This window comes from Granulicella sp. S156 (genome assembly GCF_009766105.1).
Classification (GTDB): domain Bacteria; phylum Acidobacteriota; class Terriglobia; order Terriglobales; family Acidobacteriaceae; genus Granulicella.
Window position 1 is genome coordinate 254,876 of the sequence record NZ_LMUH01000005.1, and the last position, 17,250, is coordinate 272,125.

The following is a 17,250-nucleotide window of genomic DNA, read 5'->3' on the forward strand; positions in this document are numbered from 1 at the left end:
AAAATAGTACGGGCTTACGAATTTGAGGATGATAACTACCCGAGAAACATCTTCTCTACATCCAGCCAGTCATTAACCCGGCGAAAGCCGGTGACATAAGCATTGGCGGGAGAACTGAACAGGATGCCTTCGCCGCGGAAGAGCCGCAACTGCCGGGGGTTATCGTCGATCAGATAGTCGGCGCGGAGGATGCTCTTGTTGCCGCAGAACACAATGTGCGATGTCGGAATAAAGGAGAAGTGCTCTGCCAGCCAGCGGAACTTGGCATTGAAGCTGCTCGGCACCTCCATCGCAGCGGTCGCGATGAAGATGTCGTAGCGCTCCTGCAGCCGTTCGAGCACACGCTGCGCATGCGGCATCACGCCCAGCACGCCGAAGAAGTCGTCCGTGCGCATGTACTCGTCGAGAGCCTGCAGGCGGTCGGCGGGTACGTAGTCCCAGAGCCAGCGGCCATGCAGGTCGGCGGGCGTAAGATGCTCGCTGAAGTCGCGGTTGTAGCGCATCAGGTGCTCACCCAGCGCGTCGGCGATGACCTCATCCATATCGACACAGATAATCTTGCGTTCAGTTCCGAGGGTCTGTTGCGAATGCGCGTGCAGCGAGGTCATGCGTGCGGCTCCAGAGGCTTTGGATGCGTGGCCGTCGCCAATCGCTCTCCCGCAGCCCAGCTGCCGGGAGCATCGCGTCGCGGATCCCAGAAGAGCATGCGGCCGCAGGTCTCGCAGGTAAAGATCTCGTGGTCATGTTCGCGGCCGGTGAGGTCATTCCAGCGCTGCGGGCGCACCATCATCTGGCAGGCCGAGCACTTATGGTCGACCGCTTCGGACAGCCCCGTGCCCTTAGCCTTCGAGACGCGGTCATACGTGCTCAGCGCGCGCTCTCCCGCATCGGTCGCGGCGATCTGGGCGCGCAGTGCCGCACGCTCCGTCTCGATGCCCTTAATAGCTGCGTTGTTACGCTGCGTAACTTCGGCAGCGCGGGCACGCTCGGCTTCGAGTGCAGCAGTAGTCTTCTCCAGCGCATCCGTTGCTACGGCTTTCTCGGTTTCGAAGCGTTCCGTCCGCTCCATGGACGCAAGCTCTTCGTCTTCGAGTTTGCTGATCGACTCTTCCGAGAACTTGATCTCATGTTCGAGCGCGTTGATCTGCGTGGCGCTGGTAGCGGAGTCCATCTGCTTGCGCAGGCGCGCGATCTTGCCTCGCTTGTCGGCCACGTCGGACTCCTGCGAACGGCGCAGGACTTCTTCTTTGGTGAGTGCTTGTTTTGCGGCGGCGAGTGAAAACTCAGCCTTGCCGCGAGCAGCTTCGGCGATGGCCACGCGGCGCGGCGCTTCAGCGAGTTCTCCGCGAAGGCGTTTCAGTTCCAGATCTTGCGCCTGGAGAACGACGAGATGCTCGAGGTTGGCGTTCATCGTGCTCCTTTCGAGCGATTTCAGCCCAAGGGAAAAGGCTAGCACGTTGCGGGAGGAAGTATCTGCCGGGTAGGAGGAGCCCGATAGTCGATCCGATAAACTAATAGATATGAAGCTGAAGCTGCCCGACGGCCCCTTCAAGGCCTACCTGTTCGACTGCGACGGCACGATCGTCGATTCAATGCCTCTCCACTACGTCGCCTGGAACCAGGTCCTCGCGGAATGGGGCTGCAAGTTCCCTGAAGATATCTTCTATGCCTGGGGCGGCATGCCCGCCGCAGAGATCATCGCCACGCTCAACGAGCAGCAAGGGCTGAAGATGCCGGTGGACGATATCCTGCACCGCAAAGAGAATCTCTACTATGAGATTCTCCCGCAGCTCAAAGCCGTTCCCGAGGTGCTGGAGCACATCGAGGCCAGCTACGGGCAAATCCCGTTTGCGGTGGTCTCGGGAAGCACGCGCGATTCGGTAACGGCCTCCCTGGTGGCGCTGAAGATACTCGACCGGTTCGAAACATTGGTCTGTGCCGGCGACTATAAGCGCAGCAAACCTGACCCCGAGCCGTTCCTCACCGCGGCAAAGCGGCTTGGCGTGGCTCCGGAAGACTGCCTGGTATTTGAGGATACGGAGATGGGCATCCAGTCCGCGACGGCCGCTGGAATGGCCTCAGTAAAGATTCTTCAGCCCTGGGAGCGGGTTGCACTGGAGGAAATTACGGCGAATTCCTGAATCGCCGGGCTGCTTCGTGGAATCTGAAATAACTACTTCTATGGCAGCCGCAACCGCAGTCGAAATTCCCTCAGGCCAAACCTCTATCGCGCCCCCAGCGGCTGTGCCCTGGCGGCCGCGCATCAATCCGTGGATCGTCGCGATGACCGTAACCCTCGCGACGTTCATGGAGGTGCTCGATAGCTCGATCGCCAACGTCGCTCTGCCCCACATCGCGGGCGGCCTGGGCGCTACCCAGGATGAAGCGACCTGGGTATTAACGGCCTATCTTGTTGCAAACGCTGTCATTTTGCCAGCCGGCGCGTACATGACGACCTTCATCGGCCGCAAAAAGTTCTACATGATCTGCGTGGCGCTGTTCGGCATCTCGTCCGCCCTGTGCGGTGTGGCGCCAACCCTTCCGCTGCTGGTCTTCTTCCGGATTCTGCAGGGCATTGGCGGCGGCGGCCTCGCACCCAGTGAACAGGCAATCCTCGCCGACACCTTCCCCCCTGAAAAACGCGGGCAAGCCTTCGCGATGTACGGCCTGGCGGTCGTCGTCGCACCGGCCATCGGGCCCACGCTCGGCGGCTACATCACAGACAACTTCGACTGGCGCTGGATCTTTTATCTCAACATTCCGATCTGCCTGCTGTCACTGTTCTTGACCTCGCGTATCGTCGAAGATCCACCCTGGGTCGAGAAGCAGGTCAAGGAGTCGAAAAAGGGCGGCCTGAAGCTCGACTTCCTGGGCTTCGGCCTTCTGGGCCTCACCTTCGGGTCCTTGGAGTTCATCCTCGATAAGGGACAGGAAGACGATTGGTTCTCCTCGCATCTCATCGTGTTCTTCTGTGTGGCGATGGTGGTTGCGTTCATCGTGATGATCTGGTGGGAGCTCAAGCAGCTGCGCGATGGCCATCGCCCCATCCTGAACCTGACGCTCTTCACTCGACGCCAGTTCGCCGTCAGCTTTGTGCTGATGTTCGTGCTCGGTTTCTCGCTCTACGGCACAACGATCCTGATTCCTCAGTTCGTTCAAACGTTGATGGGCTATACCGCGGAGCTTGCAGGAAAAGTACTGTCTCCTGCGGGTTTCATGATGATGGCAATGATGCCCGTGGTGGGCTTCTTATCCGGGAAGATAGACCCCCGAAAGCTCATCGCCTATGGCTTCACCATGCTGACGCTGTCGCTCATCTACATGACGAACCTGAACTTGCAGTTGAGTTACAGCCAGCTCGTCATCATGCGTATGTTCCAGGCTTCAGGGCTCGCGTTCCTGTTTATTCCGATCAACACGATCGCGTACGTCGGAGTAAAGCAGAGCGAGAGCAACGATGTCTCAGGCCTGACCAACCTCGCACGTAATATCGGTGGCTCGTGCGGTACGGCGTTCATGGCAACGATGCTCACGCGCCGCACCGCCGCGCACGAGAACTCGATGGTGCGCAACCTGACCACCGGCAATCCGGGTTTCAACTCGCAGGTAAAGGCCATGGCCGGAAACTTCAAGGCTGGCAATGGCACGGGACCGGTGGGCGGCGGTCCATCACTTGGCGCGATGCATCAGGCCCAGGCGTATATCTACAACCAGCTTCATGCGCAAGCGGCGAATCTGGCCTACGTGGACATCATTCGCGACCTCGCGGTCTTCTGCGCCTGCATGCTTCCACTGCTCTTCCTGATTCCGCGGCCAGCAAAGAATGCAGCAGCGAACGCGGGACATTAGAGCTTCAGAAACTCAGGAAGCATAGAAGTAAAAGCAACGACAAAGGACGGCGCATCAGCGCCGTCCTTTGTCGTTTGTGCGCGCGTTATTGCCCGTAAGTCTGCGGTACAGGGAACGGGTTGCGCTCCTCGAACTGTACCTGGTGCCAGTAGGGATACGCGGGGTTCACGGCACTGGCGGCGTCGAGCTTGGCCACCTGTTCGGATGTCAGCTTCCAGCCCACACTCTCAAGGTTCGCGCGAAGCTGCTTCTCGTCGCGCGCACCAATCACCACTGTCGAAACGGTAGGCCGGCGCAGCAGCCAGTTCAAGGCTATCTGCGGAACAGTCTTGCCAGTCTCCTTCGCGACCTCGTCGAGAGCATCGACAACCTTATAGAGATACTCGTCGGACATCGTAGGACCACCTGCGGAGGCCTTGTGCAGACGCGAAGTCTCCGGTAACGGCTGTCCGCGGCGAATCTTTCCGGTAAGCCTTCCCCATCCGAGCGGCGACCACACCAGCGCGCCGACACCCTGATCGGCGGCGAGCGGCATCAGCTCCCACTCGTAGTCGCGGCCAATCAGTGAGTAATAGACCTGATGGCCTACATATTTCGCCCAGCCATAGCGCTCGCTGACAGAGAGCGACTTCATCAGGTGCCAACCTGAAAAATTTGAGCAGGCGATATAGCGCACCTTGCCTTCGCGCACCATCTTGTCCAGCGTGTTCAGCGTCTCCTCGACCGGTGTAGTCGCGTCGAAGGCATGCAAATGATAGACGTCGATGTAGTCGGTGTTGAGGCGCTTTAGCGAGCCTTCGAGGGCCTGAATCAAGTGATAGCGCGAGCTGCCCACATCGTTCGGCCCTTTGCCGAAGCGGAAGGTCGTCTTGGTGGAGATCAGCACGTCCTCACGCTTGAGGTGCGCTATTGCCTTGCCCAGGATCGTCTCGCTGGCGCCGTCGGAGTAAACATCGGCGGTATCGAAGAAGTTGAGACCGGCCTCCATGCAGATGTCGATCAATTTGCGGGCGTCGTCCTGCGAGGTGTCGCCCCAGGCTTTGAAAAACTCATTGCCGGCGCCAAAGGTGCCAGTGCCGAAGCAGAGTTCGGGGACTTTGAGGCCGGAGCGGCCAAGCGAGCGGTATTCCATGTGAGACTCCAGTGATTAGGAAATGGATAACGTTTGGGGTTGTAGGTTGTCAGGTCTCAAGAATTGAAAACGGAGACTTGATGAGGCAGTACCGTTGCTCAATGCACCGTTACTTGATTGTTCGATGCGGCCAGTGAAGAGAAGTCGCGATTCAGGCCGATCCCCATCGCGGCCTTATCCAAAGCATCTTGTGTGCGAAAGAACTGATGTTGTGGGTTGGAGTGCGGAAAGAAGCGGATGACGACTTCACTGCGCTCGACGGAGCTTCTCTTGCCATCGTGAAAGGGATAGCCCAAAGATTGCAAAAGGTGCAGCGAACCCTCATTGCCGCTGGGGTTGCCATCGTCGCCGACGATCCCGAACACGCTGTGTCCGGTGCGCCGTGAGTACACCGCAACGAAGTCGCCCAACCGAGCGCCTCTGTGCGTGGCTTCGTTGCCCAGCACGACATAGTTGATTCGTGTGGCATCGATGTAGCGCAGAGGATCGCGCTCATTGGTGCGTGCACGATCGGTATAGGCGGTTTGCGAGATGTAGTAGCCCGGTGCGGGATCGTGAGGGCCTTGCACGACGGGAACGTGCGGATGGTTGTCGTCAGTAAGGTAGCCGACGATCTCCGCGCCCGGTTGCCCGCGGTAGTGGGCATTCCGAAGATAGTCGAGAGTCCGTTTGTTGGGCGGACCGTAAGCGGTGGGTGCGCCGTCTACGTCTACGTCCATCCGACGCGTCCGTATCTCGAAGGCTGGAGAGGTCTTTGAAGCAGTTGGCTGCGCCCGCAGGCCCCATGCGACCGAGCCCGCAAGGAACATGACGAAGAAAAACATGCGCCAATGATTCGACAAGGGCATAAGGCAACCAACACCTAACAGAATGATAGCGTGTGCGGTTCAATGTATGGCGTCACAAACAGGAAGAGCGTGGCCGAAGCCACGCTCTTGCCTTCACGGAATCGCCCTGTGCCAGAAACCAGGTGCAGTTGCGGGGTTTAGGGTGCTGTCGGCGTAGGCATCATCGGGGTGGCCGTGGGTACGGCGAGTCCGATGAACATCACAACACCGTTCGTGTCCTTGCTCGTAATCCACACGTTGCCGCTCCGATCGGGGATGGTGGCGACCGGCGATACCATCCCGGCATCTACTCCAAAACCGCCGGGGGTGGTGCAGGTAGTGTCGCCGCTGGTGGTTGTGCATCCGCTCGGGGCAGGTGAAAGAGCTGTCAGGCTACTGGTAGAGATGCCCGTGAAGGACGCTCCCACAGTGGTTGTTGCCGAGTGATAGTTGGCGATCCAGAGATTCTGGCCTGCGTCGATCGAAAGACCGTTCGATGGCTGCACGCCACTAATCGCGAGTTGGTTGACCAGCACGGCGCCGGTGGGGGAGACCTCGCTGATCGTGTTGTTATCGTAATTTTCAGCCCATACATTGCCTGAGGAGTCAGTAGCCAGGGCATACGGACCAGAGCAGCATGTTGGCCGGAAGGAGGTGCCATCAGCGGCGACGTGTGAAATTGTCGTGTCAGGATCGCTATTGCCGAGCCAGACACCGCCGGATGAGTCTGCGGCAATCGCCTGGGGGAAACTAGTGTCACCGATTCCTAGAGCACTAATGGCGCCAGTAGAGGTGGTGAAGACTGATGCGTAGTCGGCATCCTGGTTGCCGACGAATATCTGGCCGCTGTTATTGGCGGAGAGATACGAAGGGAAATAGGTTCCAGAAACCGTGGAGGCGTCGAAGAAGTAAAGAGAACCATACCCCCCGGTGGCGGGATTCGTGTTCGTGATGGGACTGCCCGGTGTCGCCGAGTTGGATCCGAGAAATCCTGTGATGCTTCCGTCGGCATTGTTGTTGTTGTTTACGTTGTTGCCCTGCTGGTTGGTAACCCAGATATTGCCAGTGGAATCGATGACCAATGCAAAGAGCTCGTTCAGGCCGGTGTAGCCGTAGCCTATTTTGGGACTTATCGCCTCACCCTGTGGAGTAAATTCACTGACGGAGCTATCGCCGCTATTGGTGCCGGAACCGTTGTTGCCAACCCACACATATCCATTGGCATCGATATCGATCCGTTCCGGATAATACAAGCCTCCGGCCAGGGCATAATTGGGATCGCTCATGTTGATGATGCCTGAACTCGGGTTTAGCGCCCCGCCTTGGATGGTCAGCGACATGGTCCAGTCATTCGGTGCTTTGGACAGGGTTGGCGAGAATGGCGGCGTCGACTGAACGACCGTATAGATCGCGGCTACATTCTGGCCGGGATGTTTCACGATGTTCAGCAGGGCGCCGAGAGTGTCGGTAGGCGCCGTTACGCCGCTTGGGGTGGCGGCAGTAAAGAGCGGCGTGCAGCTGGATCCGCCATCCGAGTTGACGCAGGTGGCGATCGCATCGGCCAACGTATAGAGCTTACTGCTTTCGGTAATCAGATTTGCCGCCAGCGTGGCGGCTGTGCCCTTGCTGGAACTGGCGAGCAGTTGCGCGTCCAGAAAGGCATTCGTGATGCCCAGCGTGTTCGTTGCGCTCGCGCCGACATTGGCATAAGACGTCATGAACGGCGCCAGCGCCCAGGCTGCGGCTGCGGTGGTCACTTCGTTGATCGTGACGAAAGGTGTGGTGCTGAGATTGCCGCAGTTGCCCAGCGCCGTCATCATGACGATTGCAGCATTACTTATGCTGCCGCCCAGGCCGGGGTTTCCGCCGGTCGCCACCAGGTACACCTGGTCGGTGCTGGAGCTGCAAGCGTAATCGCCGGCGATGGTGAAAGAACCCGTGCTGTCGGTGGTGACCGGATTGTTCAACATCGAGGTCGCAGCAGAACCGTTGCCGGTTTTGCCCGCACTGTAAAGGAAGATGGAGGCGGATGAGACGGGCTGCTGACCGCCACGAACTATGCCCTGGATACCCAGCGTGCCTGTGCTGGAGGTCGTAACAACTCCGCTTCCGCAGCCGCTCAGCACAGCGGCCAGACAAAAGGAGGCGGGGAGGGCCAAAGCGAGTCTGGGCGTAGAAAAAGTGCGAAGAGAAGGCATGATTCGGCGATTTTACGCTATATTCGGCAGCTGTAGCCATGAATTTCCATGAGCCTGGTTAGCGAATGTCCGCGCCGTGCAAAGGGAATGTTCTACTGAGCAATTCGGCTCAAGCGGCTTTTCTATAGCTGTAGATCGAAGCGAAAGCCGCTTGCGTGGTTTGTCGCAAGAAAACCAAACACTGCATGATTGCAGCCACTCTGAAACTGATCTATGACTTGAGTCCTGCCTGGGCCAGCATGCCCAAAAACTGCCGCTGGGTGCGCATGTCCATCGACTGCGCAGCCAGCTTACCCGCGCGATCGAAGACAAACGTGCGAGGCAGTCCATCGACATGGAACTCCGCGCCAACCTTGTGACCCGTATCGAGAAGTGGTTAGGTGAAACAGTGTGCAGGCGGCCCGTAAGCCGAATTTTGTTTTAGACGATCATTCCTCTAGGCGACGCATTACTGCGGCGCTCCAGCAACCTACCCGCAGGTTCCGGTCAGCATGCTTGCGCATGCTCTTGCCCTTCAACCTGGGCGCAACGGGCCGTTGCGCGACTGCCGACTGAAGAGGGTCGGCGGTCTCCCTGCCTATTTGGTCTTGCTCCGTGTGGGGTTTACCGTGCCGTTCGCATTACTGCGAACGCGGTGGGCTCTTACCCCACCCTTTCACCCTTACCGCAGGCCGCTTGCATGAACGTGCCTCTTGCGAAGCCCGCTCAACAGTCTGAGGCGGTTTGCTTTCTGTTGCACTGGCCGTCCCCATACCTTGACGCATGGGTCCCGGACGTTATCCGGCACACTGCCCTGCGGAGTTCGGACTTTCCTCCCCCTCCCGACGGCAAGCCGCGGGAGGCAGCGATCATCCGGCCGCCTGCACTCCCTTCAGTGTACGCGTTGTGCGCCTTGCCCGCAGGAGAGTGGTCGCACCTAATAGTTTCGGTGTCAAGTAGGCAGAATGACGACTACGCGTAGACAGTTCCTCACTCACGCTTCCGCTCTCAGTGCGCTTGCGGCTATGGGAATCCCAGACTCCGCCCAACCTCTTCACGCCAGCCAGTCTGCAAGTGAGCCCGAACATCCCGGCCACCCTGCTGCTACCCTGCGTGCCGCGGGGGTTGCGCATGGCATTCTCGTGGGGTGTGCGGTGAAGGTGCGCCTCCTGCGCGATACTCCGGAGTATGCCGCGTTGGTGCGTGAGCAGGCCGGTATCCTCGTCGAAGAGAACGCGATGAAGTTCGCGCGGCTGCGCCCTTCGCCCACTACGTACTTCTTCGACGACGCCGACTACCTGGTGCAGTTTGCCGAAGCCAACAAGATGAAGGTACGCGGACACAACTTCGTCTGGTGTCGCGAACTGCCACAGTGGTTTGAGGGCTACGTAACGAAGGCCAATGCCGAGCAGGTGCTTGTGGAGCACATCGAGCATGTTGCTGGGCGCTATGCCGGCAAAATTCATAGCTGGGATGTCGTGAATGAGGCGATTAACCTGGAAGATGGTCTCCCCGATGGCATGCGCAACTTACCTTGGCAAAAGCTATTGCCCGGCTACCTCGATATCGCCTATCGCACGACGCGTCGAGTCGATCCGAAGGCGCTGCTGGTCTACAACGACTATGGGATAGAGGGAGAGGATGAGGGGTCGAGGAAGAAGCGCATCGCCGTCATGCAATTGCTGAAGGGAATGCAGAAGCGCGGTGTGCCGTTGGACGGAGTAGGTATTCAGTCGCATCTCTCGGCAGGTCCAAAGCATGTCTATGGCCCTGGACTGCAGGCCTTTATCGCAGAGGCACACCAGATGGGATTGAAGATCCTGCTGACCGAGATGGACGTCAACGACCACGATCTGCCTGCCGATATTCCAGCGCGCGATGCAAGTGTGGCGGACACCTATGCCCGGTACCTGCAGACCGCGCTGGGCCATTCGCCCCTGGAGGCGGTTCTTACCTGGGGCATTACGGACCGGTACACCTGGTTGAACAGTGATCAATCACGCAGCGACAAACTGCCTGAGCGCTGTCTGCCCTTCGATGCCGATCTGCAGCCGACACCGGCGTTTGCAGCGATGGTTCAGGCTCTGCGGGCCACCTCAAAGAGCTAAGCAACCTCTGAACAAGGGTCTTGCTTTGATCGGAACAAGTACTTTGCTCTGAAGGGGCGGGACTTTAGTCCCGCCGTAAATCTCCAGGAATCAGTGCGGCTTTAGCCGCTGAAGGAACGACGCTCTGCGCGCCACAAACGTTGGCATCGCGCTCTGCATCATGAGGGAACGACGCTCTGCGCGCCACAAACGTCGGCATCGCGCTCTGCATCAAGAAGGGAAGGCTTGCCCACTTGTTCAGGGCTTCCTTAAGGGATGTTTTATGGCTCTACTTCCTTCATTCAATTTGCCGTTCCTGATAACGAGACCGAATCTGGTGACGAAGCCGCATTGCTGAGGATCTGAACCGCTGCTGTTTGAGAACCCGTTGTTGTGGGGGCAAACGTTACATTGATCGTGCAGGTTCCACTGACTGCGACGGTTGAGAGGCAGTTGTTGGTTTGGGTAAAGTTGCCATTGACCGCCCCTGGAATGCTGATACTGCTGATCGTGAGGTTCGCTGTACCCGTATTGGTCAACGTAAAACTCATGGGGATTGAGGTGGTGCCGCTAGAGCGTGCAGGGAACACGAGCGCGGAGGTAGAAAGAGAGACGGCAGCAGCACCGCCGCTGCCAATAAGCTCTATGGTATGCGTGTCCCCACTGATCTCGTCTGTGGCGGTTGCGTACTCGGTGACGGAGCCCGTTTGGAAAGGATGGAAGGCGATAGCCAGGGTGCAGACCTGCGTCAGGCTCGCCGGGCAGGTGGAGCCTTCCGTCAAGACGAAGTTGCTGGGCGACGGCAGCGTAACGCTAAATGAGTGACCCAGCGGATATCCGTTCGGATCGGCTAGCGTGAACGTCTGCGCTGCACTGGTTGTACCTGGAGCCTGCAGGCCAAATTGCAAGAGGCCAGGAGACGCTACCACAGGCCAATATGACGTATTGGCGATGATGGGAAGGTTTCGGGAGAAGGTGGAATTCGCATCTTTGATGATGACTGAAGCCGTGAACGTACCTAAGCTGGTCGAGCTGAACCCAATGGTTGCCGTGCAGGATGCCTGGGGAGCTACGGAGGCACAATTGCCTGCGCTGGCGGCCATCAATGCAGCGTTTGGCCCGGTAAAGCTCGCCGAGAAACCGAAGGTGGTCGTGCCGGTGTTTGTAATGGTTAGCGGAACCGACGCCTGAGTGTTGCTGTAAGGATCGGGCGCACTGGGTAAGTTACTAGCAAGGGAGATCGAGGACGAGCCAAGTGTGAACGATGCCCCTGGACCGACTCCTGTGCCCGTCAACAATATGTACTGGTTTCCCTGATTGACAACAGCCTTTGCGGTGCGTGCGCCTGCCGCACTGGGCGTGAAACTGAACGTGACGTTGCATTGTTGCCCCAACCCCGGAGCGCAATTCGACGCAACAGGGGAGCCGCCCAGACTTATGCTGTCTGTGAAGTCGCCAGGATCGGATCCAGACAACGCCAAAGAAAGGCCTGGTGCCCCGTAGTGGCCGGTGGACTGATAGTTGTAGCCGTTCTGGGTCTGCTGATAGCCCACTTGGTTTGCCGGGAAGGACGCAACGCCCGAGAAAAGTTCAGAGCCGGTGGTAACGAACTCACCAGTGTTGGTGGAGGTAAGTGCGGCAGTCTGTGGCCCCCCTGCGGCGTCGTCTACGACCGTGAGCGTGCCAGCGGAGGTTGCCGGCTCTCCGTTAAATTCAACTCCTCCGAGAGAGGCTACCGAGATGGTACAGACCGATTGTGCCGGAAGCGTGCTTCCACAGGTGGTGTTTGCAATGGAATAGGTTGGTGCAAAGGGCGGTCCATTAACGGTGGTCACCGTCGCCGTCATACTCTTGATCGCGAGTGGAGTCGACCCGAAGTTCGATAAGGTGACGTCCTGAACTGTGCCTCCAACGGTGAAACTGAGGGTCGATGGAGTAATCGTTACGGGGCCGCCATTCGGGGTTGTGCCTGTCACCGAAAGCGCAACATATTGGGGAGAATCGGGGCTGCTTGAAGTAACGCCGAGATACGCATTGCTCGTAGTACTTGCCGATGGTGCGGCAGTTACCTGTACGGTGCAACTTGCAGCAGGTGCGAGGCTGGAGCAATCATTTGTCTGCGAGAAATCAGCCGCGTTGGCGCCTGTAATCGCGATGGAGCTAATCGTGATCGCCGTAGATCCGCTATTCGTAATCGTGCGGCTGAGCTGCGGATGTGAAACCGATAGCCGTGTTGGGAAACGCGATGGAGGAAGGTGTGATTTGCAGCACGGTTGTGCCTGAAGCTGGTATGAGCCGTATCCGAAAATCTGGCGGCGCGATCGACAGCGTCGGCTGAAAGGGTGCAGTTGGCGGCGTCATAGCGTAGAGCGCGGGTGTGTTAAGCGCCGGATTGTTGGCCAGGTCCAACAACGCCGCAATCGTATTTGTCGGCGCTGTGGCATTGGCTGGCGTTGTCAGGCTGAACAGATTGCCGCAGTTCGTGTTATCTCCCGTTGTTCCCCCAATGGAGTTGATACAGGTGGCCACGATATCGCCCAGCGTGTTGATCTCCGCAGCGGGCACGGTCAACCCGCTCGGTACATTCAAGCCTGGTGTTGTCCCTGTCGAAAAATTCACGAATTCGGAGGACAGCTCGAACGCTGTGGCCAGTGCGGCGGCATCGCTTGTGCCCGAACCGATTGCCGACAGCGACGTCATGTACGGGGCTAGCGCAGAAACTCCCGCCACTGTTGTCAGTTCATTCACGACCACGAACGGGATAGACGCCAGGGAGGAACAGGGCCCCAGCGCGGCCATTAGAGCGAGGTTGGGGTTGTTCTGCGAGACTCCGGGATTGCCGCCTGTCGCCGTTAGGTAGACCTGTGTCGCGCTCGTGCACGAGTAGAGGCCTGCCAGGTTGAAGCTCCCATTGGCATCGGTAGTTACCGTCGCGGTCAGCAACGGCGTCGAGGCCGAACCGTCGCCGCCGGTTCCTACGGTATAGAGCTGAATCGTCGCGCCCGCTACCGGTTGTTGGCCTCCATGCACCTGCCCGCTGATACCGGCCAGCGGGCTCGAAACAACTTGATGAGAGGCTTGCGTCCCGCATCCGCCAAGCAGCAGCAGTGCGGCCATCGGAAAGATCAGCTTCAGGGAACGGACGGGTGTCATGTGCAGCCTCGCTATTGCTGGGTCCCAAGGCAAAAATGTGACATGAATACGCGCCCATTCTATCGCTTTCTGATCGTCCGTCCAGTGAATTTACGGATATCCAGGAGATAGAGTGACTCACTCAAACCTGATGTTCATCCAGGCAAACGGAACCGTCCTGTAACCTCACACGTACAGAACTTCGGAGACGTGTGTCTCCCGGCCCCGCGATGTGTGCGGTAGACGCGGTAAACTTGAAACGGTTCCCCCTATGGAGACAAAAGAGGCATTTCGGATAGCGCTGCAATCGCTGTGGGCCAACAAACTGCGTACGGTGCTGACGCTGCTGGGCGTCGTCATCGGTGTAGCGTCGGTCATCGCCGTGGTCACATTGGTCAATGGTGCGAACGTCTATGTCGCGACGAAGGTGAACAAGCAGGGCGCCGATGTGTTCACGATCTCCAAGCAGGCGGCCTTTACCGGCAACTATGCCGAATTTCTGACTTACGAGAAGCGCAAGATCATCTCGCTGGACGATTACCGTGCGGTCCAGAGCGAGTGCCAGCACTGCCTGTCTGTCGGCGCACTGCAGGCGAGCATCGGCAAGATCGTTTACGGCACGCAGTCGAGTACCGACACCACCATCCGCGGCTACACCTCGCTGATGGCCGAGATGCAGAATCTCGATATCGTGGAAGGCCGCGACATGACACAGGCGGACGAAGACCACGCCGCGCACGTCGCGCTCATCGGGTCCGACATCGAAGAGAACCTGTTGAAGGGCGATGATCCTATCGGCAAGGAGATTCGCGTTGACGGCGTGCCGTACACGATTATTGGTCTGGGCGAAAAACAGGGCAAGACCCTTGGGCAGAGTCAGGACAACTGGGTAGCTGTGCCGCTGACCACGTTCCGGAAGACCTATGGCACGGCGAAGACGCTGACGATCTATGCGAAAGCGGGCAGTGCACCGGGAGCGATGGAGACCGCCACCGACGAAGCGCGGGTCCTGATGCGCGGACGACGGCACGACCTGCCTGGCGCGCCAGACAGCTTCACACTCGAAACCAGCGATACGCTGGTCGGTCTATGGAAGCAGATCAGCGGCGGCTTTGAGGCTGTGGCCGTGGCGATTGCAGGCATTTCGCTGGTTGTGGGCGGCATCGTCATCATGAACATCATGTTGGTCAGCGTGACCGAGCGCACCCGCGAGATCGGAGTGCGCAAAGCACTCGGCGCTCGGCGGGACGACATCCTGAAGCAGTTCCTGATGGAGTCCGCGACAATGGCTTTTCTCGGCGGTGCCGTCGGTGTGGTTTTGGGGGTAGGAGCGGCGGAGGGCATAACTGTATTGCTGGGTTTCCCTGCTGCCGTTGCCTTGTGGAGCATCTTTGCCGGACTCTTTGTAGCGGCATCGGTTGGTCTGTTCTTCGGTGTCTACCCAGCCCGCAAGGCAGCTGAACTGGATCCAATTGTGGCGTTGAGGAGCGAATTCTAATGCGAGCAAGCGACCAGCGTGAATCCGTAAAAATGGCCCTCGACACACTGCGCGCCAATAAGCTGCGCTCGGGCCTGACCATCCTCGGCATTGTCATCGGTGTGATGACAGTGATCACGATTTCATCGGTCATCAATGGATTGAACTCATCGGTTTCGGGGCTGGTCGAGTCGCTGGGTACGAACGTACTTTGGGTATTTCGGTTTGAAGTCTTTGGGCATCGTCCGACGCCCGAACAGCTGAACCGCAAGCAACTGACGATGGACGATATGCAAGCCATAGGGGAGTTGCCGCATGTTTCGGCGTCGTCGGCGACCCTGCAATATACGAACTTCGATTTCGGTGTGGGATCAGCGGTTGCGAAGTATGGCCAAAAGAAGGTGGAGAATGTCTCGCTTGAAGGCGACACCGTGTCCACGCAGGCTGTCTACGACCAGGACATCCACGCAGGCCGTTACTTTACGCAGACCGACCAGAATCTTGCTTCCGATGTAACCGTGCTGGGCCACGATACAGCGGAGGACTTGTTTGGAAACATCAATCCCATCGGCAAAGATATTACCGTTGAAGGTCGCACGTTTACCGTCGTTGGAACCCTGGAGAAACAGAAACAGGCCTTCGGCGGCGGTAAGAATCCCAACGATAGCTATGCCTACTTCCCCATCACTACATTTCATAAACTGCACCCTGAGGTGCTCGACTACTGGCTCAGCGCCAAGTTTGACGATCAGAAGAACAAGGAACTCGTAACCGATGAGATTCGCGAACTGCTGCGCCGCCGCCGCAAGGTGCGCAACGAGGCCGAGGACACCTTCGCTATCTTCGGTTCGGACTCGCTTACCAAGCTGTGGACGCAGATCACGGGCAGCCTCTTCCTGCTCATGTTTGGTCTGAGCGCCGTCGGCTTGATGGTGGGCGGCGTCGGCGTGATGAACATCATGCTGGTGAGCGTAACCGAGCGTACCCGGGAGATCGGCGTGCGCAAGGCCATCGGCGCGACCAAGCAGACTATTCTGCTGCAGTTCACGCTGGAGGCAATTGTGCTGTGCGCCGTCGGCGGTGTCATTGGAATCGCCTTAGGGGCAATCGTTGCGCTTGGGCTGAAGTTCTTGATCTCGAGCCAGGTGAGCCTGCTGTGGATGCTGGCGGCGTTTCTGAGTTCGTGCGGCATCGGGCTAGTCTTCGGAATCTATCCGGCATGGAAAGCTGCGAACCTCGATCCAATCGACGCGCTGAGGTATGAGTAAAGAGAGATCAGAGAACATCGAGAAACACAAATTCCCGTTGATCTCTCATCTCTGTTTTCTCTTCTCTCTTTCCCCGTTCTTCTACACTAACTAGATGGAAACTCTTTCGCTCGCAGTTGAGATTGTCGCGGCGCTGTTGACTGCGAGCGGCATCGCCTATAGTTTGCTGGCGCTCCTTGGAGCGCGGGCATTTGAGCATGATTCGCGCGCGGCGGCGAAGCTGAACGTGGACGGGTTCGCCCCGGGTGTCTCGATTCTGAAGCCGGTGAAGGGTGTCGATCCGCGCATGTATGCGGGCTTTGTCAGCCACTGCATGCAGCAATACGCGGGCGAGTACGAACTGCTGTTCGGCGTAAGCTCGCTGGACGATCCTGCAGTCGCGGAGATTGCACGGCTGCGCATTGACTATCCCCAGATCGGCATCCGCTTGGTGGAGTGCCCGGAGCGTCTAGGGTCGAACGGCAAGGTTTCGAACCTCGCGCAGATGCTGCCGCACGCCCGCTTCGAGCACATCGTCGTGAACGACAGCGACATCCTCGTCTCACCGCAGTACCTTGCGCGCGTGATCGCGCCGTTTGCGCAGGAGAAGACCGGGCTCGTGACCGCGCCATACATCGGACGCTCTGAAAACACACTATGGTCGCGATTGGAGGCCCTCGGCATCTCGACGGACTTCATGGCCGGAGTTCTCACCGCGCGCAAGCTCGAAGGCGGCATTCGCTTCGGGCTGGGCTCAACCCTGGCGACGACGAAGACTGCGCTGGCCAGCATCGGTGGCTTTGAGGCTCTGGTCGAGCAGCTAGCCGACGACTATGAGATGGGCGCCCGCCTGGCTCGCGCGGGCTATCGCGTGGAACTCGTGCATGAGGTCGTTGCGACGACCGTCCCCCCCTACACACTGCGCAGCTTTTGCGAACACCAGTTGCGCTGGTCGCGGTCCACGCGCGATTCGCGGCGCGCGGGCTATCTCGGGCTGGGTGTGACGTATGTGCTGCCGTGGGCGCTGACGGCGGTGATCGCCAGCGGCGGCGCGCTGTGGAGCTTCTCGCTGCTCAGCCTCGCGCTGCTGGTGCGCGTGGCGGTCGCGTTGACGGTTGGCGTCGGTATCCTGCGCGACGGACAGGTGTTGCGCGATCTCATCCTGTTGCCCCTGCGCGACTGCTTTGGGCTGTTCTTTTGGGCGTGGAGCTACGCTTCGGATGTAGTCGTATGGCGCGGCGAACGATTTCGTCTGCGGCGCGGGCGACTAGAGCGGGTCTGAATCGGATCCATTCCTGTTTCCTGTTTCCTGTTTCCTGTTT

At 58.7% G+C, this 17,250-nt stretch carries 13 protein-coding genes, 1 other RNA gene and 1 pseudogene; 6 read left to right on the plus strand and 9 right to left on the minus strand.

What is annotated here, in order from left to right; all coding sequences use genetic code 11:
• Window positions 1–35: 35 nt before the first annotated feature.
• Together GSQ91_RS03280 and GSQ91_RS03285 are read right to left on the minus strand one after the other, a co-directional pair.
• Window positions 36–608 (minus strand): 5'-3'-deoxyribonucleotidase, encoded by a 573-nt coding sequence (locus tag GSQ91_RS03280; protein ID WP_158819825.1) that lies wholly within the window; start codon window positions 606–608, stop codon window positions 36–38.
• Window positions 605–1,411, minus strand: a complete 807-nt coding sequence (locus GSQ91_RS03285; RefSeq protein WP_158819826.1) for a zinc ribbon domain-containing protein — start codon at window positions 1,409–1,411, stop codon at window positions 605–607. The genes GSQ91_RS03280 and GSQ91_RS03285 overlap by 4 nt, the downstream gene beginning before the upstream one ends.
• A 109-nt stretch (window positions 1,412–1,520) precedes the next feature.
• Here GSQ91_RS03285 and GSQ91_RS03290 point away from each other — a divergent pair, with 109 nt between their 5' ends.
• Both GSQ91_RS03290 and GSQ91_RS03295 read left to right on the plus strand, forming a co-directional pair.
• A complete protein-coding gene (locus GSQ91_RS03290; protein WP_158819827.1) occupies window positions 1,521–2,141 on the plus strand; it encodes an HAD family phosphatase in 621 nt (206 codons plus the stop codon).
• 40 nt (window positions 2,142–2,181) lie between these two features.
• The gene (locus GSQ91_RS03295; RefSeq protein WP_158819828.1) at window positions 2,182–3,849 is read left to right on the plus strand and encodes a DHA2 family efflux MFS transporter permease subunit; all 1,668 of its coding nucleotides are present in this window, start codon (window positions 2,182–2,184) and stop codon (window positions 3,847–3,849) included.
• Between the two features lie 85 nt (window positions 3,850–3,934).
• Here GSQ91_RS03295 and GSQ91_RS03300 read toward each other — a convergent pair whose 3' ends face one another.
• The 4 genes from GSQ91_RS03300 to rnpB all read right to left on the minus strand — a co-directional run bounded on the left by GSQ91_RS03300 (window position 3,935) and on the right by rnpB (window position 8,870).
• On the minus strand, window positions 3,935–4,981 hold the full coding sequence (locus GSQ91_RS03300) for an aldo/keto reductase (protein ID WP_158819829.1): 1,047 nt from the start codon (window positions 4,979–4,981) through the stop codon (window positions 3,935–3,937).
• A gap of 98 nt (window positions 4,982–5,079) precedes the next feature.
• Window positions 5,080–5,829, minus strand: a complete 750-nt coding sequence (locus tag GSQ91_RS03305) for a glycoside hydrolase family 75 protein (RefSeq protein WP_158819830.1) — start codon at window positions 5,827–5,829, stop codon at window positions 5,080–5,082.
• Between the two features lie 137 nt (window positions 5,830–5,966).
• Complete coding sequence (locus GSQ91_RS03310) at window positions 5,967–8,006, minus strand: hypothetical protein (RefSeq protein ID WP_158819831.1); 2,040 nt, start codon at window positions 8,004–8,006, stop codon at window positions 5,967–5,969.
• Window positions 8,007–8,394: 388 nt separating this feature from the next.
• An RNA gene (gene rnpB, locus GSQ91_RS03315) (RNase P RNA component class A) lies at window positions 8,395–8,870 on the minus strand.
• An 80-nt stretch (window positions 8,871–8,950) separates the two neighbouring features.
• Between rnpB and GSQ91_RS03320 the strand changes: the two genes are divergently transcribed.
• On the plus strand, window positions 8,951–10,093 hold the full coding sequence (locus tag GSQ91_RS03320; RefSeq protein ID WP_158819832.1) for an endo-1,4-beta-xylanase: 1,143 nt from the start codon (window positions 8,951–8,953) through the stop codon (window positions 10,091–10,093).
• Between the two features lie 281 nt (window positions 10,094–10,374).
• Here GSQ91_RS03320 and GSQ91_RS03325 read toward each other — a convergent pair whose 3' ends face one another.
• The 3 genes and pseudogenes from GSQ91_RS03325 to GSQ91_RS25800 all read right to left on the minus strand — a co-directional run bounded on the left by GSQ91_RS03325 (window position 10,375) and on the right by GSQ91_RS25800 (window position 13,225).
• The gene (locus tag GSQ91_RS03325) at window positions 10,375–12,048 is read right to left on the minus strand and encodes a choice-of-anchor D domain-containing protein (protein WP_158819833.1); all 1,674 of its coding nucleotides are present in this window, start codon (window positions 12,046–12,048) and stop codon (window positions 10,375–10,377) included.
• 84 nt (window positions 12,049–12,132) lie between these two features.
• Window positions 12,133–12,267, minus strand: a pseudogene (locus tag GSQ91_RS26160) (hypothetical protein); the annotation flags it as partial.
• Complete coding sequence (locus tag GSQ91_RS25800) at window positions 12,257–13,225, minus strand: prealbumin-like fold domain-containing protein (RefSeq protein WP_254064341.1); 969 nt, start codon at window positions 13,223–13,225, stop codon at window positions 12,257–12,259. The gene GSQ91_RS25800 and the pseudogene GSQ91_RS26160, both read right to left, overlap by 11 nt.
• Window positions 13,226–13,475: 250 nt before the next feature.
• Here GSQ91_RS25800 and GSQ91_RS03335 point away from each other — a divergent pair, with 250 nt between their 5' ends.
• From GSQ91_RS03335 to hpnI, 3 genes are all read left to right on the plus strand, one after another.
• Complete coding sequence (locus GSQ91_RS03335) at window positions 13,476–14,702, plus strand: ABC transporter permease (RefSeq protein WP_158819834.1); 1,227 nt, start codon at window positions 13,476–13,478, stop codon at window positions 14,700–14,702.
• Window positions 14,702–15,949: an ABC transporter permease gene (locus tag GSQ91_RS03340; RefSeq protein ID WP_158819835.1), complete on the plus strand. Its 1,248-nt coding sequence runs from the start codon at window positions 14,702–14,704 to the stop codon at window positions 15,947–15,949. Before GSQ91_RS03335 ends, GSQ91_RS03340 begins: the two co-directional genes overlap by 1 nt.
• 94 nt (window positions 15,950–16,043) lie before the next feature.
• Entirely contained in the window at window positions 16,044–17,210 is a 1,167-nt protein-coding gene (hpnI, locus tag GSQ91_RS03345; RefSeq protein ID WP_158819836.1) for a bacteriohopanetetrol glucosamine biosynthesis glycosyltransferase HpnI, read from the plus strand.
• The last annotated feature ends 40 nt before the right edge of the window (window positions 17,211–17,250 follow it).